This is a genomic window from Alkalibacterium subtropicum, assembly GCF_900112455.1.
In the GTDB taxonomy this organism is placed as follows: Bacteria; Bacillota; Bacilli; order Lactobacillales; family Carnobacteriaceae_A; genus Alkalibacterium; species Alkalibacterium subtropicum.
Window position 1 is genome coordinate 343,957 of sequence record NZ_FOLT01000002.1, and the last position, 21,171, is coordinate 365,127.

The 21,171-nt window shown below is 43.6% G+C and carries 12 protein-coding genes; all 12 read right to left on the reverse strand.

Going from position 1 to position 21,171, the window contains the following annotated elements; all coding sequences use genetic code 11:
* Nucleotides 1-74 precede the first annotated feature (74 nt).
* Nucleotides 75-545 (reverse strand): 30S ribosomal protein S7, encoded by a 471-nt coding sequence (rpsG, locus tag BM049_RS03590; RefSeq protein ID WP_091528687.1) that lies wholly within the window; start codon nt 543-545, stop codon nt 75-77.
* 282 nt (nt 546-827) lie between these two features.
* Entirely contained in the window at nt 828-1,238 is a 411-nt protein-coding gene (gene rpsL, locus BM049_RS03595; RefSeq protein ID WP_091528689.1) for a 30S ribosomal protein S12, read from the reverse strand.
* A gap of 347 nt (nt 1,239-1,585) precedes the next feature.
* On the reverse strand, nt 1,586-5,221 hold the full coding sequence (rpoC, locus tag BM049_RS03600; protein WP_091528690.1) for a DNA-directed RNA polymerase subunit beta': 3,636 nt from the start codon (nt 5,219-5,221) through the stop codon (nt 1,586-1,588).
* Nucleotides 5,222-5,343: 122 nt separating this feature from the next.
* Nucleotides 5,344-8,967, reverse strand: coding sequence for a DNA-directed RNA polymerase subunit beta (gene rpoB / locus BM049_RS03605; protein ID WP_091528692.1), 3,624 nt, complete (start codon nt 8,965-8,967; stop codon nt 5,344-5,346).
* A gap of 993 nt (nt 8,968-9,960) precedes the next feature.
* Entirely contained in the window at nt 9,961-10,563 is a 603-nt protein-coding gene (locus BM049_RS03610) for a class I SAM-dependent methyltransferase (RefSeq protein ID WP_091528694.1), read from the reverse strand.
* Between the two features lie 39 nt (nt 10,564-10,602).
* Complete coding sequence (fumC, locus tag BM049_RS03615) at nt 10,603-11,964, reverse strand: class II fumarate hydratase (RefSeq protein WP_218147195.1); 1,362 nt, start codon at nt 11,962-11,964, stop codon at nt 10,603-10,605.
* A gap of 18 nt (nt 11,965-11,982) precedes the next feature.
* Nucleotides 11,983-13,539, reverse strand: coding sequence for a BglG family transcription antiterminator (locus BM049_RS03620; RefSeq protein WP_091528695.1), 1,557 nt, complete (start codon nt 13,537-13,539; stop codon nt 11,983-11,985).
* Between the two features lie 211 nt (nt 13,540-13,750).
* Entirely contained in the window at nt 13,751-15,106 is a 1,356-nt protein-coding gene (locus tag BM049_RS03625) for a class-II fumarase/aspartase family protein (protein ID WP_091528697.1), read from the reverse strand.
* 21 nt (nt 15,107-15,127) lie between these two features.
* Nucleotides 15,128-16,696, reverse strand: coding sequence for a PTS transporter subunit EIIC (locus BM049_RS03630; RefSeq protein WP_091528698.1), 1,569 nt, complete (start codon nt 16,694-16,696; stop codon nt 15,128-15,130).
* Between the two features lie 534 nt (nt 16,697-17,230).
* Nucleotides 17,231-18,868 carry an NAD-dependent malic enzyme gene (locus tag BM049_RS03635; protein WP_091528700.1) on the reverse strand — a complete coding sequence of 546 codons (1,638 nt, stop codon included), beginning with the start codon at nt 18,866-18,868 and terminating at the stop codon, nt 17,231-17,233.
* Nucleotides 18,869-19,232: 364 nt separating this feature from the next.
* On the reverse strand, nt 19,233-20,582 hold the full coding sequence (locus BM049_RS03640; protein ID WP_091528701.1) for a uracil-xanthine permease family protein: 1,350 nt from the start codon (nt 20,580-20,582) through the stop codon (nt 19,233-19,235).
* A gap of 370 nt (nt 20,583-20,952) precedes the next feature.
* Nucleotides 20,953-21,171, reverse strand: a 219-nt coding sequence (locus BM049_RS11790) for a hypothetical protein (protein WP_091528703.1), incomplete at its 5' end; no start/stop codon positions are given.

Below are 21,171 nucleotides of genomic sequence, written 5' to 3' on the forward strand. Positions count from 1 at the left end.
TGAAGACGGATAATACATCAAAATGACGATCATTGTCTGACTCCCTATCAGATAGAAAGTCAGAAGTGATCATCTTACCAGCGGTAGTGAGCAAACGCTTTGTTTGCTTCAGCCATACGGTGGACTTCTTCACGTTTACGAACAGCAGCACCAGTGTTGTTGGCTGCGTCCATGATTTCTTTAGCTAAACGGTCGACCATGGTGTTTTCACCACGAAGACGGGCATAGTTGACTAACCAGCGCAGTGCTAGAGTCGTACGACGGTCAGGACGTACTTCTACAGGTACTTGGTAGTTAGAACCTCCGACACGACGAGCTTTAACTTCTAATACAGGCATGATGTTCTTAAGTGCTTGTTCAAACACTTCGATTGGATCATTACCAGTCTGTTCTTTAATTTGATCAAATGCATCATACAAAATCGAAGATGCTTTCCCACGTTTACCGTCAACCATCAAGCGGTTGATCAAACGGGAAACCAATTTACTATTGTACATTGGATCTGGCAAGACATCACGTTTTGCAACAGGACCTTTACGAGGCATTCAAATTCCTCCTTCCGAGAGATATTAGTTTCATAGATTTTATTTTTCAGTTCAGTTTCATCAGGCGACTAAACGCCTCACTTCACTTTTTTAATCCAGTTTCGTTCGGCAATTCACCGCTCCATTAACTTTTAAAGCCATTGCGCGGCTTGCAGCCTGCTCATTTGACTTAGCTGTTTCAGCTTCAGCTGATTACAGATAAGTTATGTCGATTTATTTCATCGACCTCGCTTTAAAGCGATAATGTCGGGTTGAATTAAACGCCTCACTTCACTTTTTATATTATTTTGGGCGTTTTGTTCCGTATTTAGAACGGCTTTGCTTACGGTCAGATACTCCAGCAGTATCAAGAGCACCACGAACGATATGGTAACGTACACCCGGTAAGTCTTTAACTCGACCTCCACGGATAAGTACCACGCTGTGTTCTTGTAAGTTATGTCCTTCACCCGGAATGTACGCAGTGACTTCGATCATGTTAGATAAACGAACACGAGCGTATTTACGTAACGCTGAGTTAGGTTTTTTAGGAGTCATTGTCCCAACACGTGTACATACACCACGTTTTTGTGGAGAATATACCGTTGTCTGTTTACGTTTTTGAGTGTTGTAACCTTTATTCAAAGCTGGTGATTCAGATTTACTTACTTTTGATTTACGAGGTTTACGGATCAATTGATTCATTGTAGGCATTTCATGTGTCCTCCCTTCATTTAAACTAAATTACTAGTGCGTTTCTAGACCCACACATCCAGGTGGTTCATTGAAAAGCAAAAAAGAATAATCGCATGAGTGATGCGAAGTCTCAAGCTTTAATAAAACCCGAACATATGGCTGTTTTTTGGCTATTGTGCGCCAGTCAGAACGACTGTTGGATCTTACTTGCTAGATGAATCTAGAACAGGAATCTGTACACAAAAGCACCTATAGCATAGTACCACGTGTAACTTTTATAGTCAATAGATTACCAGATTTTTTTCAAAAATAAATGGAAGTTCAGAGCAGCAGCTACTGCTCTGATTTCCATTCCTGTCATTTAATTACTGTTCAGTATTTTCTGTCTGCTTTTTTTCGTCATTGATACTATACACATTTTCACTGACGACGCCTACTTTTTTGGGGTCCATGTCATTATAGACTTTCATACCTGTTCCGGCTGGAATAGATTTTCCGATAATAACATTTTCTTTCAATCCGACCAGCGGATCGTTTTTCCCTCTGATCGCGGCATCTGTCAAGACACGTGTTGTTTCCTGGAACGATGCGGCAGACAAGAAGCTGTTTGTTTCGAGTGACGCTTTAGTGATACCCAAGAGCACTGGACGTGCTGTAGCAGGAAGTCCACCTGTCAGCAGCGTTTCTTTGTTTGCTTGCTTAAAGTCATCTATATCGATCAGGCTGCCCGGCAGGATGCTGGTATCGCCCGGATCAAGAACGCGCACTTTCTGAAGCATTTGACGAACCATAACTTCGATATGCTTATCGCCGATTTCTACCCCTTGAGAGCGGTAGGCGTATTGGACTTCTTTAAGCAGATAGTTTTGAAGTTTGATGACATCACTGACTGCAAGCAGCTGTTTCGGATCGATAGACCCTTCATTAAAGGCATCTCCACGTTCGATGAAACTTCCTTCTTTCACACGCATACGTGCATTGATAGGAAGAGTATAGGTACGTGTATCTGTGGCACCTTTAACAGTGACTTCCTTGATTCGTTCCCCTGGCTTTTCATCGATGGCGATGATTTCACCGGTTACTTCAGTAATGACAGCTTGTCCTTTCGGATGTCTGGCTTCGAAAATTTCCTGAACACGCGGAAGACCCTGAGTGATGTCGTCTCCGGCAACTCCCCCTGTATGGAAGGTACGCATGGTCAGCTGAGTACCCGGTTCACCGATAGATTGGGCAGCGATCGTTCCAACTGCTTCTCCAACTTCGACTTCACGTCCGGTCGCCAGGTTACGGCCATAACATTTCTTACATACACCATGTTTAGCATTACATGTAAAGGCTGAACGGATCGTGACTTGCTCAATGCCGGAATCCACGATTTCTTTAGCCAGGTCTTCAGTGATCAGCTCGTTCTCAGAAACCATGACTTTGCCAGTTTCCGGATGCTTCACTGTCTTACGTGCATACCTTCCGATAATACGCTCATCTAAAGGCTCGATGATTTCGTTACCGTCCTGAATGGCTTGAACGAGTAAACCGCGTTTCGTGCCACAGTCCTCGTTACGGATGATGACATCTTGTGCCACATCGACCAGACGACGGGTAAGATACCCTGAGTCAGCTGTTTTAAGCGCCGTATCGGTCATCCCTTTACGCGCTCCGTGAGTGGAGATAAACATTTCCAGAACCGACAGACCTTCACGGAAGTTCGATGTGATCGGCAGTTCCATGATTCGTCCACTCGGCGCCGCCATCAAGCCACGCATACCAGCCAGCTGGGTGAAGTTAGAGATGTTACCACGGGCTCCGGAATCACTCATCATGAAGATGTTGTTGTGATTGTCCAGAGAGGTCATCAGGTGATCCTGAATCGTGTCTTTCGTTTTCGTCCAGACTTCGATAACAGCGGTATAGCGTTCTTCTTCTGTGATCAGACCGCGACGGTGCGATGCATTGATACGGTCCACTTGTTTGTGAGCCTGTTCCAGGATCTCCTCTTTTTCTTTAAGATCGGAAATGTCGGCAATACCAACAGTGATACCGGATTTTGTCGAATGTTTGTACCCCAGGTTTTTCATCTTATCCAGCATTTTCGATGTTTCCGTTACCTGGAATCGTTTGAAGACTTCAGCAATGATATTACTCAAGTTTTTCTTCTTGAACGGTTCAACAAGCGGCATTTCACTGATGTGCTTTCTGATGTCTGTGCCATAAGGAACAAAGTATTTGTCCGGTGTCTGTTTCTCAAGATTTTCCTGAGTCGGTTCATTCAGATAAGGGAACTCTTCAGGCATGATCTCATTGAAAATCAGTTTTCCGACAGTCGTCACCAAAAACTGTTCTTTCTGCGCATCGGTAAATGGTTTATTCGGCAATGATGACGCATGAACAGCTATGCGAGAATGCAGGTGGACATAGCCAGTCTGATAGGCCTGCACTGCTTCTGCATTGCTTGAGAAGATCATACCTTCTCCGATTTTGTCCTCCACTTCCATTGTCAGGTAATAGTTTCCTAAAACCATGTCCTGAGAAGGGGTTACAACGGGTTTACCGTCTTTAGGATTCAAGATGTTCTGAGCACCGAGCATCAGGATACGTGCTTCTGCCTGCGCTTCATCACTTAACGGAACGTGAACAGCCATCTGGTCACCATCGAAGTCGGCATTGTACGCTTCACACACTAACGGGTGAAGACGGATGGCTTTACCTTCGACCAGGATCGGTTCAAAGGCCTGAATCCCCAGTCTGTGTAACGTAGGAGCTCGGTTGAGAAGGACCGGGTGTTCGCGGATGACATCCTGCAGGACAGCCCAGACTTCTTCATCCATACGTTCTACTTTACGTTTGGCATTTTTAATATTATTGGCAATTTCTCTTGCCACAAGTTCGCGCATGACGAACGGTTTGAACAGTTCGATCGCCATTTCTTTCGGCAGACCACACTGATACATTTTAAGAGTCGGACCAACAACGATAACGGAACGACCTGAATAGTCGACACGTTTACCCAGCAAGTTCTGACGGAAACGTCCCTGTTTACCTTTAAGCATGTGCGACAGTGATTTCAGCGGACGGTTACCCGGTCCGGTCACTGCACGTCCACGACGGCCGTTGTCGACTAATGCATCGACAGCTTCCTGCAGCATGCGTTTTTCATTCTGAACGATGATATGCGGTGCATTCAAGTCCAGTAAACGTTTCAGACGGTTGTTACGGTTGATCACACGACGGTACAAGTCATTCAAGTCACTTGTCGCGAAACGGCCACCTTCAAGCTGAACCATTGGCCGCAGCTCCGGCGGGATGATCGGCACAACGTCCATGACCATCCAAGACGGATCGTTTCCTGAGTTTCTGAATGCTTCCAGAATATCCAGACGACGGATCGCACGTGTACGTTTCTGACCTGTTGCTGTCTGAAGCAGTTCTTTCAGTTCTTTGACTTCTTCAGCAAGGTCAACATTGTTCAACAGTGATTTGATGGCTTCTGCTCCGATATCTGCCTGGAATTTGTTTCCATACTGCAGACGGCGCTCGCGGTATTCTCGTTCTGTCATCAGTTGTTTCTTCTCTAATGGTGTGTCACCTGGATCTATGACCACGTAGGAAGCAAAGTAAATGATTTCTTCCAGTGCACGTGGTGACATGTCAAGGATTAGACCCATTCGACTTGGGATTCCTTTGAAATACCAAATGTGTGTGACAGGTGCTGCCAGTTCCAAGTGTCCCATACGTTCGCGACGTACTTTAGACTTGGTCACTTCAACGCCACAGCGGTCACAGACGATGCCCTTATAATGGACACGTTTGTACTTGCCGCACGCACATTCATAGTCTTTAGATGGCCCGAATATTCTTTCGCAGAATAAGCCGTCTTTTTCTGGTTTCAGTGTTCGATAATTGATTGTTTCCGGTTTTTTAACTTCTCCGTAAGACCAGCTGCGGATCTTATCAGGTGAAGCCAATCCGATCTGAATACTTTCAAATTTATTTACATCGATCAAAGGGGCTACCTCCCTTTTGTAGATTATGAAGCTGCCCTATTGCTTCACGTTTCTATTACTCTTTTTTACGTAGTTGACTGAGAGGCGGTTTCGTCACCGCACTCCCGCCGATCTACTTCACTTTATTCTTGTTCCTGTTCTTGTTCTGCTTTTTCTGCCTGTTCTTCACGTGCCTCTTCTTCTTCAGCTTTCTTGCGCGCTTCTTCTGCACGTTTTTCGTCCTGCTCTTTTTTCATTTTCTCTAAAGAGTCGATGTTTCCAAAGTCATCATCTTCATCTGTATCCTGAAGATCGATGGCTTTTTTATCAATATCCAGAACTTTCAGATCCAATCCTAATGATTGAAGTTCTTTGACAAGAACACGGAAGGATTCCGGTACGCCCGGTTTAGGAATGGTTTCCCCTTTGACGATGGCTTCGTATGTTTTCACACGGCCCACGACGTCATCTGATTTATAGGTCAGGATTTCCTGTAAGGTATATGCGGCACCGTAAGCTTCGAGTGCCCATACTTCCATCTCACCGAAACGCTGTCCACCGAATTGCGCTTTACCACCAAGCGGCTGCTGCGTGACGAGTGAGTAAGGTCCAGTAGAACGTGCATGCAGTTTATCATCAACCATGTGGGCTAATTTGATATAGTACATGACACCAACGGATACTTTGTTGTCGAACTGTTCACCTGTACGGCCGTCGTAAAGAACCGTCTTGGCATCGTCGTCCATGCCTGCTTCTTTGATCGTTTCCCAGACATCATCGTCTGAAGCCCCGTCAAATACAGGTGTGGCGATGTGGATACCCAGCTGACGTGCAGCCATCCCCATGTGGAGCTCGATGACCTGTCCGATATTCATACGTGACGGTACCCCTAAAGGATTCAGCATGATATCGACCGGTGTGCCATCCGGCATGAATGGCATATCTTCTTCCGGCAGGATCAGTGAGACAACACCTTTGTTACCGTGACGTCCGGCCAGCTTGTCACCAACATTGATCTTACGTTTCTGAACGATAAAGACACGGACAAGATAGTTGACGCCTGGAGACAGTTCATCTCCGGATTCGCGGGTAAAAATCTTCACATCATGAACGATACCGCCGCCGCCGTGCGGTACACGGAGTGACGTATCTCTGACTTCACGTGCTTTCTCACCAAAGATGGCGTGCAGCAGTTTTTCTTCTGCAGACAGTTCAGATACACCTTTTGGCGTGACTTTACCAACAAGGATGTCACCGTCGTGAACTTCAGCCCCGATGCGGATGATCCCGCGGTCGTCTAAGTTCTTAAGTGCATCGTCACCGACGTTCGGCAGTTCACGCGTGATTTCTTCAGGTCCCAGTTTAGTGTCTCTGGCTTCTGATTCGTATTCTTCGATATGGATAGATGTGTAAACGTCGTCTTTAACTAAACGCTCACTCATGATGATGGCATCTTCAAAGTTATAGCCGTCAAATGTCGTGAAGGCGATCAGCGGATTTTTCCCGATGGCCATTTCGCCGTTTTCCATGGATGGGCCGTCTGCAAGGATATCTCCTTTTTCAACCACTTCACCATGACGGACAAGTGAACGCTGGTTGTAAGAGGTCCCGGCATTTGAACGTTTGAATTTAGCAACATGGTATTTATCCAGTGCGCCGTCTTCACGTCTGACGCGAATCTCTTTCGCATCCACGTACTCGACAGTACCCGGGTGTTTGGCAATAACTGCAGCTCCGGAGTCACGGGCAGCCGTATGCTCGATCCCTGTTCCGACAAGCGGTGCTTCCGGCTGGATCAGCGGAACCGCCTGACGCTGCATGTTCGCTCCCATCAAGGCACGGTTGGAGTCATCGTTCTCTAAGAACGGGATACTTGCCGTAGCCACAGAAACGACCTGTTTCGGCGATACGTCCATGTAATCCACTTTGGATACTTCAAGCTCTTCATTATTGTTTTTCGTTCTAGCCAGTACCAAGTCATTTTTGAATGTTCCGTCTCCGTTCAGCGGCGCATTGGCCTGAGCCACAACATAAAGGTCTTCTTCATCAGCAGTCAGGTAATCGATTTTATCTGTGACACGGCCCGTTTTCTTGTCTACTTTACGGTAAGGTGTTTCGATAAAGCCGAATTCGTTGATTTTCGCATACGTTGACAAGCTGTTGATCAACCCGATGTTGGGTCCCTCAGGTGTTTCGATCGGACACATACGGCCGTAGTGGGAATAGTGAACGTCCCTTACTTCATAACCGGCACGGTCACGAGTCAGTCCACCGGGTCCCAAGGCAGACAGACGACGTTTGTGCGTCAGCTCGCCAAGCGGATTGGTCTGATCCATGAACTGTGACAATTGAGAAGAACCGAAGAATTCTTTGATCGACGCCACGACCGGACGAATATTGACCAGCTGCTGCGGTGTCGTGGTTGAAGTGTCCTGAATGGACATACGCTCACGTACGACACGTTCCATACGAGACAAGCCGATACGGAACTGATTCTGAAGAAGTTCGCCGACAGAACGGATACGACGGTTACCCAAGTGGTCGATATCGTCTGTTTCGCCGATACCTTCCTGAAGGTTGAAGAAGTAACTCATCGATGCGATCATATCCGCAGGGATGATGTACTTGACTTCTCTGTCAGGGTGTCCGTTACCGATCACGTGTACGATGCGGTCATTGTCCGCCGGAGAGTACACTTTGACGATCTGCAGATCGATCGGTTCAGGGACGACACCGTCATCTGAAGGCTGAAGTGTGATGCCGTTCAGTCCGTTATCCAGATGTGGGCCTAATTCGTCCATCACTTCACGGGTAATGAGCGTGCCTTCTTTGGCAAGCAGTTCGCCTGTTTCACCATCAACAAGGGATTCAGCCAATGTAAGTCCCATCAGACGGTTTTTCAGGTCAAGTTTTTTATTCATTTTATAACGACCGACGCGAGCGAGGTCATAACGTTTAGGATCAAAGAAGCGTGTCGTCAGTAAGCTGCGGGAAGAATCAGCCGTTTTAGGCTCTCCCGGACGCAGACGTTCATAGACATCTTTCAGCGCTTCTTCTACACGAGAATCAGAAATGTTTTTGTGCACGTCTTTTTCAAGCGTAGCCATCAAGCTTTCGTTCTGTCCGAAGATATCCAGGATCTCATCGTCAGAACCGAATCCTAAGGCACGAACCAGGACACTTAAAGGAATCTTACGCGTGCGGTCGATACGTACGTTAGAAAGGCCTTTAGAGTCTGTTTCATATTCCAGCCATGCGCCGCGGTTAGGAATGACGGTCGCTCCGAATCCTTCCATGCCGTTCTTTTCAACTTTCGGGCTGAAATACACACCCGGTGAACGGACGAGCTGGGAAACGATGACACGTTCAGAACCGTTGATGATAAAGGTCCCCTGTTCGGTCATTAATGGGAAGTCTCCAAAGAACACTTCCTGCTCTTTCACTTCGCCTGTATCTTTAACGATCAGACGCAGCTTTACATATAATGGTGCTGAATAGTTTGCGTCATGCTGTCTTGCTTCATCTACAGTGTATTTAGGTTCCTGAAACTGATAGTCGGTAAACTCCAGCGCCAGATTTCCAGAAAAGTCCTCAACAGGAGAGATATCTTTAAACATATCCTTGAGTCCTTCTTCCAGGAACCAGTCATATGAATTCGTCTGAATTTCAATTAAGTTTGGAAGTTCTAATACTTCACTGATGCGTGAATAACTTCTACGTGTACGGTGCTTGCCGTATTTCACATTTTGGCCTGCCAACCTCTTCACCCCTCATTATTAATCACTAGTCGTCATACTCAAAAGCTCTTGGTCCAGTCAGACAGTCGTTTACGCGACTTTGTTACAATCGTGTAACAAATGTTAACATCCGATTAAGAAGTAGAGTTTTACCCTATTTTAGACCAAAAAAAATACAAAAGATTAGTGAAAGATACAGTCGTATTCATCACACATTCTTTTGTTTAGCTTCAGAAATCGCGTCCGGACAATATTTCGCACGGATTTCATTTTCATACTTTGTTTAGCGTCTATTAAGTTTATAGTAAATCGACTGAATTGTCAAGGGACGATCCAATGTTTTTCGGTCATCAGAGCGGATAGCAATCGCCCGGCGATTGCTTACATTATGAAGGAGCTTTGGTGGTCCCTTTTTGATTCTTTTTATGCTGACGAAGGTTTGCGTGACCGTCATCCACTGTTTTCCCGCGCGAAGGGCACGCGCTGGGCATTTCCTTGACCTCCAGCCCTGTTTTCTCGCACGAAGTTCACGCGCTGGGCATTTCCGTGACCTTCAGCCTCTGCTTTCTCGCGCGAAGGGCACGCGCCGACTGTTTGCGTGACCTTCAGCCTCCACTTTCTCACGCGAAGGGCACGCGCCGATCATTTGCGTGACCTTCATCCTCTACTTTCTCAGGCGAAGGGCACTCGCCGATCATTTGCGTGACCTTCAGCCTCTGCTTTCTCGCGCGAAAGGCACGCGCTGGGCATTTCCGTGACCTTCAGCCCCTGTTTTCTCACACGAAAGGCACGCGCTGGGCATTTCCGTGACCTCCAGCCCCTGTTTTCTCACACGAAGGGCACGCGCTGGGCATTTCCGTGACCTTCAGCCTCCACTTTCTCGCGCGAAGGGCACGTAAACGCTAAACAAATCTACTAGCAGGCTCGGCAGTCCTTCCGCTTTCCCCTCACTGCCTTTTATAAGAAAAGACCTGCGACTCTATAGCCGCAGGTCTTCCTTACTTGTTGTCCCATCAGAACAATTTATTTTTTTGACTGCAAAACCCAGTACCCTTTATCCAGGGCGATACGTTCCACATTACCGAAAACATCGGTCATTTTCTGCTTAGCACTCGGCGCGCCCTGTTTCTTCTGAATAACGATAACGAGCACCCCGCCCTCAGCCAGATGATCATAGGCTTCTGAAATGATCTGATGCACGACTTTCTTCCCTGCCCTTATCGGCGGATTGGAAAGCACGGCACCGAACCTTTTTCCCTCAACGTTTTCATATATGGAAGAAAGATAGATATCCACGTTCTTGATTTCATTTTCTTCAGCATTCCTGCGGGCCAGATTCAAAGCACGTTCGTTGACATCAACCATGTCTATCGTCAGTTTGGGATAGGCCTTTGCCAAAGACAAACCGACCGGTCCGTAGCCGCAGCCCATATCCAGCACTTTCTCATTCGGAAACACTGACGGATCGACGGCTTCAATCATGACCTGCGAGCCATAATCCACGCGGTCTTTGGAAAAGACGCCTGAATCAGTAATGAATTTTAGTGTATTGCCTTTTAAAGTCATCTCAAAGTTTTGTTCGTTATGTTTAGCATTTGGATTAGATGTGAAATAATGATCTGCCATAAGACTCTCCTTGTATTCGTATTTCTAAGTCTTACTAGATTATATCATATCCTCAGGACTGATAAGCTTATCAAATTCTTCTTCTGTCAGGCATCCAGTCTTTATAGCAGCCTCTTTTAAACTGATTTCTTCTTCAAATGCTACTTTTGCCAATCGACTAGCTTTGTCGTAACCTATATGAGGAGATAGGGCTGTAACTAGCATCAAAGAGTTCTCTACGTTCTCTTCCATTTTAACCTCATTAACAGTAATCCCAGCCAAACATTTATCTGTAAATAAAGCCAAGCTGTCATTAAGCAGATTCACACTTTGCATGAAATTATATATTATAACCGGCATGTACACATTCAGTTCAAAGTTGCCCTGTGAGGCGGCTATGCCGATCGTTGTGTCATTTCCCATCACTTGCGTGCACACCATCGCTAATGCTTCTGCCTGAGTCGGATTAACTTTGCCCGGCATAATTGAACTGCCCGGCTCATTTGCCGGTATATTTATTTCCCCTAAACCCGCACGCGGGCCACTTGCTAACCACCTTACATCATTTGCTAATTTCAATAAGTTCGCAGCCAATGCTTTAAGTGCGCCATGTGCAAAAACGAAACTATCTTTACTCGACAATCCGTAAAACTTGTTTGGACTTTCTTTAAACTCAACACCCGTAAAACTATTCAGTTTAGCTATCACTTTCCCTGAAAACTCTTCTGAAGAATTTAAGCCAGTGCCTACAGCAGTTCCACCGATAGGCAGATAAATTAGCTGCTCAACACTTTTTTGGATCATAGCTTTACTCTGGCTGATCATTTCTCTCCATCCACTGATTTCCTGTCCGAAGGTGACCGGTGTCGCATCCTGTAGATGTGTGCGCCCAACCTTAATGATATCCTTATATTTAAACTCTAAATCTTGAAGCGTTTCTATAGTATGGTCCAAAGTCGGAATCAGCACTGTATTGATTTTGAGCACACTTGCTACTTGCATTGCTGTAGGAAATGTATCATTTGTGCTTTGTCCCATATTGACATCATCATTAGGATGAAGCAGTCCTGGCTTCTTCTGGTTGACTAAGTTAGCGATAACTTCATTCATGTTCATATTTGTGTGCGTCCCGCTTCCAGTCTGCCATACAGCCAGGGGAAATTCATCATTCCAGCGACCACTGTAAATTTCCATACACGCTAGCTTTATACCAAGATATTTTTCGTCGTCTAGAAGACCTAATCCTTGATTTGCTGCAGCAGCCATTCTCTTTATTAATGCGTATGCTCTGATTAATTCCATCGGTATTCGTTCATTACCAATTGAGAAATTCTCTAAACTCCTTTGAGTCTGTGCTCCCCACAAATGATCTTCAGGGATCTTCATACGTCCAAATCCATCTGTTACTTCTCTAGATTTCAACACTAACCCTCCTATATTTTAAATCATTATTTCACCGTAGTATTTTTTTAAGTATTTGACTTTCTCTCTCTCAGAACCAAGATCACTTAGTTCTTTAACCAAATTACTGGCCACTATTTTCCTGCTTCGGTTACTCTTGAATCCATTATCTAAAAGTACTTTAATATCGTCAGAATTCAAATAGAAGTTGAGTTTTAAACTTTCCCATCCTAGTTCATTCAGCAATCCAGTGATCCTATTGGAAAACGTAATGATCGAATCAAATTCCAGACTGTTCAGACGATACAGTTCGTTGATTGTTAAATAAGAAACCATCTCAAGGCTCACGTGTTCCTGCAACGTTTCAAGAAAAAAGAGAACTTTCTCAACTGAGGAATTAGTGATGATCAAAACTTTTTGCTTATCTTTTGTGATCGATCTGTTTTTGATCATAAACCTGCTGATGATCAAACATAAAACAGATAACTGATGTTCTGTTAGTGAAAATACCAAGCTAGAATGTTTTAGCGTTTCATTTTCAATAATTTCAAACAAATCAGGAAACATTTGTTTTGTGTTATCCAACTTATCATCATAAAAAAAGTAATCTAACTTATTTTTTATCCGACATTTATAGATATAGGCATAGCATTCATTCACCACGTCACGATACGTATGAAAATGGATGTGCATCTTTTCTTGAACAGTACGAAGAAGCTCATGAACTACACTTTCTAAACCTTCGTCCTGTGGAAATTCCAGAGGTTCTTTAAAGTTCAATGATGCAATCAGATAATCTAAATATCGACTTTCAATAGCGTTAGCTAGGAGATCATAATGTTTCACCGGCGGCATTTCTTTTGGGGGCTTATTGATCGGATGCCCTTTTTCTATCCTCGAAAGACTGATGATCGTATGAATATAGATGAATTTTTTTGAAGGATAATCCATTGGTACAGCATCTTCACCGAAGAAGAGTTTCAACCTATTGACTGCCTTTTCATGATACAGTTCTAAATGTTTTACGAATTCATCATAGAGCAGCGTCTGCACAGGCGTATTGGCTTTTCTTGGAATATAGCAGTCATTTTTATCTAACTCAATAATCGACATAAGTTCCCGAGCGACGTACATCCTAATATATTTTTCGTTACCTTCAAAAGATATCCCTTTACGGTGACGATTGACTGCTCTAACCCCAGTACCTTCTAAAAACTGATCCATTTTTAGTCTATCTTTCTTTTTTGTTGATAAACTGAAATTCAACTTTTGGTAAAGCTGTGTCATGTTTAAAATGTTTTTTAAATAACTTAGAGTCAATATCAGTGCAATTCTTTCTTCTATCGTCGGCGAATAATCATCAATTGATAGACTCGAACAAAGACTGGAATAATCAGCATATGTCATATCCGTCTGCATTGAATGATGACTAATATTAAAACGTTTGGTCTCGGGCAAATATTCGTTTAAATTGTAGAGACTTCGCTTTAACGTCGATTCGCTTTTGTTGAAAAGCTGTTCGCATGAAGCAAAATCAACCCTTCCTTTTTCTTGAACATAATTTGCCAGTCTCAAATCAAATTCTGTAACGACCACTGTTATCTCCCCACATCTTAGTATCCCACATTATTATATATTACCTTGTAGTTGTTAACCAAATTCATAATCATTACCAAATACAGTCTATTACTGATAGCTAGCTTTTTTTCTACTCATTCATATTCACTGTTCTAAATTTCCACCTTTTATCAATTATAAAGCAAAAACCGCCACGCGGACGGTTTATAGCTTTATTCTCATTAGCACACTATAATTTTTCGGCTTTCTCTTTCGCTTTATTAGCCATTTTATCTGCTATCTGCGGAGCTAGACCGATATAACTTCTAGGATCAATGAGTTCTTTTAATTCATCCTCAGTATATTTTTCAGCAATCGCAGGATTTTCTTTTAAGTTTGTCAGGAAATCTTCACCGTGGGCAGCTGTTTTGATAGCAATATCATATATCAATGAATGAGCTTTGTCTTTACCTAATTTCTCAGCCATTTTCATCATTAAGTATTCACTATTATCCAACCCTTTATTTCTCAAAGCATTCTCCAGCATGCGTTCTTTTCTAATAGTTAATGTACGCGTCAATTCCTCGCTTCTCAGTAAAATCTCTGTCATTAGCTGCAGTGACTCTTCCATCAACCCGTCAAACAGCATATACTGACTGCTGTCTCCTTCATAAGGACGTACTGAACTGTAAGATCCCACCCCAGGCAATGAGTAAAGTTTCTGAGAATTTGCAATGATACCTTTTGCCAGTTTAGGATTGATTTTATGCGGCATTGTACTGCTCCCCACAGTCCCCTCTTTGAACCCTTCAGCAACTTCTGCGATCTCTTCCAAACTTGTCTGGTAGACCTCTTCTGCCATCTTGTGACAGACACTTGCTAATAACGAAAGGTTCATCATGTACTCCAGCTTGTGTGTATTTATATTTCTGGATGGGACATCCATCTCATACATACCCAGCAGTTCTGCAACACGACTCTGAACACCAGGCCCGATCTCAGGCATTGTACTGAACGTTCCTACCGCTCCACCCATCATAATACGGAAGACGCGTTTTTCAGATTCTTGAATCCGTTCAACCGCATCCAATAATTCACTTATCCAAGCGGATACTTTATAGCCGTAGGTGATAGGGGTGGCATGACGGCCATGCGTTCTCCCCGGCATAACAGTGTCCGCATTATCTTCAGCCAATTTTGCCAGATTATTAAGAATATCTTTGCTCAGCGAAAGAAACTTATCATGCACTTGCTTCATTACATAAAGCTGGCCACTCTGCTGAACATTCTGCGTCGTTATACCGTAGTGGATATACTTCCCGCTGTCATCTGGACAAGCCTGTACCAGAACTTTCAAGAACGGTACAAAGCCGTGCCCAATTTCTCTGTATATGCGATCCATCTCTTCAAAATCAATATTTTCTACTTTAGCTGCATTTTTTATTTTAAGTGCTGCTTCTTCAGGTATAAATCCATGTTCTGCTTGAGCCTTTGCTAAAGCTTTTTCAATTTCCAGCCATGCTTTGTATTTTGTCTGGTCAGTAAATAAATCCTTAATTCCTCTGTCGTCAATAGTTTTGCTTTTTGAATCATAAAAAGCTCTCATGCTCTCTCTCCTTCTTTTATGCTATCCTCTGTTTTTCCCAACAATATAATCATCAACTTCATTTCGTACAAACTCAACGTGCGGGCCATAGACGACGTGAATATGATTCTTTTTAGGGAAGAAGATTCCTGCTGCACCCGATTCTTGCAGTTTCTCTTTATTGACTACTTTATTATCTTTTAAGTCAATACGCAGACGTGATACACAATTATCGACATTCGTGATGTTCTCTCTTCCTCCAAGGCCTTCGACGACAAGCTCTGCTATGCGGTCATAGCGCTTATCGTTCAAGAGTGTAGCATCCTGTACCTGCTCTTCACGACCGGGTGTTTTAATATTGAATTTAATAATGAGGTAACGGAAGGCAAAGTAGAAGACGACGAAGTTCAGGACACCGACAATCAAAATGTTATACCAGTTTGTATTCTCATATAGCAGCCCAAAAATGACAAAGTCAAATATGGTTCCTCGGATATACCCCATCGCAACCGGGAACACTGTCAGCAAGACGGTTCCTAAACCACTTAAAACGATATATACTCCATATAAAATCGGTGAAATGAACATAAAGGAGAATTCAATTGGTTCTGTGACGTTACCTAATACAGCTGTCAGTACGACTGTTAAAATAATACCCCCGGCGACTTTTTTATTTTTCCCATACGCCGTATGATACATGGCCAACCCGATAGCTGGAACTCGGAATAAGTTTCTAACCATTTGCCAAGGAGCTAAATAAGGACTGATCGTAGGCAGGATATCCGTCCATGCTTCATGATCTGGTCCTAACTCAAACAAGATTTCATTCATTGCATTTAAGATTCCAATATAGCTTTCTCCATCAATAACATAGGTCCCGCCGACTTCAGTAAACCGGACAGCGGCACTCAGTACATGGTGAAGACCAAGCGGGATCAATGCACGATCTAAGAACGTATAAATCCCTGGCCCCCATGGCTGGTTCATTATAACAGGAGAGATCCATACCAGGATCGTTGTAAATACTCCCCAAACGACTGGGACCAAAAGTCCTATAGGTATGGTCAGCAAGAATGCCAGGATCAGAACGAACTTTTTCCCCGCGAAGAATGCGAAGGCTAGGGGCAGCTGTTGTCTATAGAACTTGTCTGTCAATTTAGCAGCCAATAGCCCCGCAATAATACCGCCTGCTGCATCGATACGCAGTGTCTGGATTCCTAGGACAAAACCCTGTCCAACCTCGCTCATGACTTCCTCAGAAGCTAAGGTACCTGTTGCATTCAAATACACATTCATAGTAATTAGTAATGTCAGATAACTGATGATAGACGCAAAAACAGATATCCCTTTTTCATTTTTGGCCATCCCGTAAGCAACACCCATCGCAAACAGAACTGGAATGTTTCCAAATATGACATTGGAAATGCTCTGTACACTGCTGAAAATCAGCTGCAGTGTTTCATTTCCTAAAAATGGGAGCTGCTCGATCATATAGCTTTGTGTAAATGCACCCATCAACCCAACAAGCATACCAACCGGCGCCATGATTCCGATTGGCAATAAGAGTGAACGTCCAAAAACTTGGACTTGATCTTTAAACCTACTAAACATACTTTTTCCTCCTTGTTTTTATCTTCTTTAACCAAAATTTCAACCAGCTTAGTATTACTAGTGATATACGTCTTTCTGTAACTTTTAACCGCTGTTATAAAACGAATGAACGATCCACTTTTTGATGGCGTGCAAACAGTCCATTTCTCACTCAGTTCCTCTGATACTATAAAGATCCAGCACTATTAAAATTATTTCTACAAAAGCTATCTATTTATTTACTGGTCTTTTCAGCACTTCGATCCCCGAGAGACTTAGCCATCTTTACAATCCGAGTAATCGTAAGTTACCTCTAAAAAAACTATGCGTTCTTGCTCCTTCACCTCCCAGATTATTTTTGAATGAGTGACAGTATAAGACTGACCCCCATTCCATAAAACGCTTTCTTATCTATATTTATAGTATTATTCTTTTTAAGGACATACAAGGTTATATTCTAGCAATAAACCAGTTCATAAAATGACCTATACAAGCAATGAAAGAGCGACTATCCTAAGACAGTCGCTCTTTCATTGCTTTATGATGTTTTGGTTATTAAAGCGGTCTATAGACAGCTTCCCAACTGTTTTGTCTGACAGCTTCTGCAGAGTCGCTTATATCCACTTGGTTGAGGTTCTCTTCGATGACTTTGTTTATCACTGCTTCTGCTACTCGATCAGAAACTTCTCTCAGACGGGATACATCTGGAAGCAGTGCCGTTCCTTCTTCTGAAAGATCCTGTATATCGTTTACAGCATGAGCCGCTGACAGTAAAACCGAGTCTGTTACTCGCTTGGCTTGAGCAGTGACCAGTCCGAGGCCTAGTCCCGGATAAAGTAGAGCATTATTGGCTTGTCCGATAACGTATGTCACACCCTCATATTCCACAGGCTCAGAGGGACTTCCGGTCACCACTAATCCCTTACCCTTAGTCCAGTTAACAATATCGACTGCTTTAGCTTCTGCCAGGCTGGCTGGGTTCGAAATTGGAAAAATCGCAGGACGTTCCGTGTATTTATGCATATGTTCAACCACATCTTTTGAAAAGGCTCCTGATTGCCCAGAACTCCCTATCAGAATCGTTGGCTTGACCGCTTCAACAGCCTCTTCAAGCGTATCGGGAAGTCGTTCGAACCTGTCTTTAGCCTGTGCATACCTCTGCTGTCCAGCAGTTGCTCCCTTCATTTCGGAATGAACGATCCCATGTCTGTCATATAAATAGATACGTTGTTTAGCTTCTTCTTCAGGCATCCCTTTATCTTTCAACTCAGCTAAAATTAAATCTGCAATACCGATTCCTGCTGTTCCGGCACCGAAAATCATTATAGTATGGTCAGTCAATTTTTTCTGTGTTATCTTTTCAACTGAATTCAATGCAGACACCATCATAATACCTGTTCCTTGAATATCATCATTAAATGTACACAACTTGTCTCTGTATTTATCTAATATAAGCTGTGCATGCCTAATTCCGAAATCTTCCCAATGAAACAAAACATTCGGAAAAAGCTCTGAAGCTATGCTAATAAACTGATCGATAAATTTTAAGTAAGGCTCCCCACTTATTCGTTTTTGACGGTTCCCCAAATAGTATGTGTCATTGAGCAGTTCTTCGTTGTTTGTTCCAGCATCGATAACTACAGGTAACACTTCCTGGGGATTCAGACCAGCCGCGACTGTATATACAGCTAACTTCCCAATCGATATTGCTGCCCCGTTTATTCCCCAGTCTCCCATTCCTAGTACACCTTCTCCATCTGTAATAACCATCAGCTTAATGACAGACAGATTTTTTGTGCTATTTTCTAACGCCGATTTAATTTTATCTGGTTTTGCAGTTGATATATAGACTGCATCTCTAGCCTGATCATTGTCTTTGCTAAAATGCTTAACAGCCTCAGCTATAGTTGGTGTGTAAATGATCGGCAGAAGTTTTTTTATATTATTTTCAACAATATAGAAAAACAGAGTTCGGTTGTCTGCATACAGATTCATTAAATATCGGTGCTTATCATAATCAGTACCCATTCCGCTCAATTTTCTCAGAAAATTATCCGACTGTTCATCGATAGTTTGAATCGCAGGAGGCAGCCGACCTTCTAACGAGAAAACTTCCCTCTCTTGTTCAGTAAAAGCAGTACCTTTATTGATATATGGATTATTTAGTACTTCTGTTAGTTTTATATTAATCACCCTTTAGTTGTATTTTTCATGTATACCCTACATGTTTACTATACCTAACCAATTTAATAATTAAAAGCTGTAATTATTTCCACTAAAATATGATTCACATTAATTTAACTTTATTGAGGTTTTAGACATACATCATTTCAGCTCATAGTTTTCATTAGATCAGACAATCTAAAATGGATTCCAGAAGCGCCTTACAGGCACTATACTGGAATCCATTAACTTATCTTTTTATTAGGTTGATACCCATCAGAAATTATAACACACTTATCTTTCCCATGACATTTCATCTCAAGCTCTGATCCAAAGCATACTATGCAGACCTCGGCATCTCAATCACTCACTTAGATACTTGAAGACATGCACGTTAGCTGGCTGGCTCAAAGTCCGCATCATACTTTGACTTTGTCTTAGACTCTTTCTCATATGCCGGCTCATACTCCGGTTCTTCTTTCGGCAGGATCTGATTTAAAAGGATGCCCGTAATGGCACTAAGGGCAGTTCCAGACAGGGTAAGAAGTCCGGCGATGTCGAACACTGCGCCGCCCAGTCCGATCACCAGCATGGAACTGGCTATGATCAAGTTTCTTGACTGATTGAAGTCCACTTTGTCTTCGATCATCACTTTCAACCCATTGCTTGCGATGACGCCGTACAAGAGGATTGACATGCCACCTAGAACCGCAGCCGGAATGGTTGATATCAGTGCCGTGAATTTGCCCATAAAACTCAGAGCGACAGCGATGAAGGCTGCATTTCTGATGACCGAGACCGATGCGATCCGCGTCATGCCGATCACGCCGGTATTTTCTCCGTAAGTGGTATTGGCCGGTCCGCCGAAGAAGGCTGACACAGCTGTTGCTGCTCCGTCACCGATCAGTGTGCGGTTCAGACCCGGTTCTTTCAGGAATTCACGGTCACAGATCTTACCTAGTACGGAGTGGTCCCCGATATGTTCAGCCACTGTCACAAGCACAATAGGAAGCAGCGCCAGGGCTTCAGGACCGAAGTAGAAATCATAACTCTGGAAAGTGTTCGTTTCAAAAGGCAAGTACAGTTCCGGAAGGGCGATCCAGTTCGCTTCTCTTACCGCGGTGAAATCTACGATCCCAAGCACTGTGGCTAAAAGGTAGCCTCCGACAATGGCAACCAGGAATGGAATGATTTTCAGGAAACCCTTTGCTTTCGTGTTAATGAAGGCCGCAATCAGGAAGGTCGTTACGGATACGACGATGACGCGCCAGTCTGAGTCAGCAACAAAGCCCGCGTTCTGAACGGCATTGGCCGCCAGTCCCAGACCGATGACCATGATCATCGGACCGATAACGATCGGTGGAAGCAGCTTATCCACCCAGGACGTTCCGACGACACGGACGATTCCCGCGATGATTATATATAACAGGCCGACCATGACGACCCCTGTCTGTGCGGCACTGATGTCCCCGCCCATTTGTTCTATGGCTATCTGCATGGCTGCGATATAGGCAAATGAGGAACCGAGATACACCGGCACTTTTGCTTTCGTGGCGATCTGATAAATGAGCGTCCCCATTCCGCTGGCTAAAAGCGCGACGGATACGGGCATATTTAGTAGGATGGGCACGAGAATCGTTGCCCCAAACATTGCGAATACGTGCTGAAGACTCAAGAACATCCCTTTGACCAAGGGCGGCTTTGCCTCCACGTCTAATAGTAACGGTCGTTGTTGAATGGCCATATCTTATCATCCTTCTTTCCTGTTTTTGGGCATAAAAAAATGCCCTTTTATTTTACGCAAAAGGACCTTTAGATAAGATGGATGCTAAGCGGCATCGGGATGCACGTCTTTACATCAGTTTCTGTGTGCAGACTGCTCCTGTGCTTTTCAGCTTTATGAAATTTTTCCATCCTTTTCTACCTCACGGGATAGAATTAAAGGAATTTTGCTTGCATTCAGTTTACCAAGTGTCATTCTGAAAAGCAAGACTTAATTTAAACGTGTATGTGTAAAGTTATTCTCGGAAATTTATTCTAGAAATCTGAAACACTATTTATTTTTTCTCTTCGAACTATGTTTTTAGTATCTTTTAAAAGCTTAAAATCTCTCTCTAACTAAACAATTTCTGTAATTGCCCCATTGGGCTTGAAGAGGAGCCATAATTAGCTACTCTGCCAATTTTCACACCTATTGATGGTCTGGATTTACTTTTCTTCAAGGCTGCTCTTACAGCCCCTTTGAACTCCGGCTGGAGTTCCGCTAAAAGCTCAGGTGTTTTATCTGTTAAGGCTTTGAGAAACGTTCCGTTCTTACGTGCTGAAATAATCGC

Coding starts and splice junctions, on each gene's coding strand:
- BM049_RS03625 (WP_091528697.1), bottom strand. CDS start 15,106: ATGAGAGCTTTTTATGATTCAAAAAGCAAAACTATTGACGACAGAGGA.
- BM049_RS03630 (WP_091528698.1), bottom strand. CDS start 16,696: ATGTTTAGTAGGTTTAAAGATCAAGTCCAAGTTTTTGGACGTTCACTC.
- rpsG (WP_091528687.1), bottom strand. CDS start 545: ATGCCTCGTAAAGGTCCTGTTGCAAAACGTGATGTCTTGCCAGATCCA.
- BM049_RS03640 (WP_091528701.1), bottom strand. CDS start 20,582: ATGGCCATTCAACAACGACCGTTACTATTAGACGTGGAGGCAAAGCCG.
- BM049_RS03610 (WP_091528694.1), bottom strand. CDS start 10,563: ATGGCAGATCATTATTTCACATCTAATCCAAATGCTAAACATAACGAA.
- rpsL (WP_091528689.1), bottom strand. CDS start 1,238: ATGCCTACAATGAATCAATTGATCCGTAAACCTCGTAAATCAAAAGTA.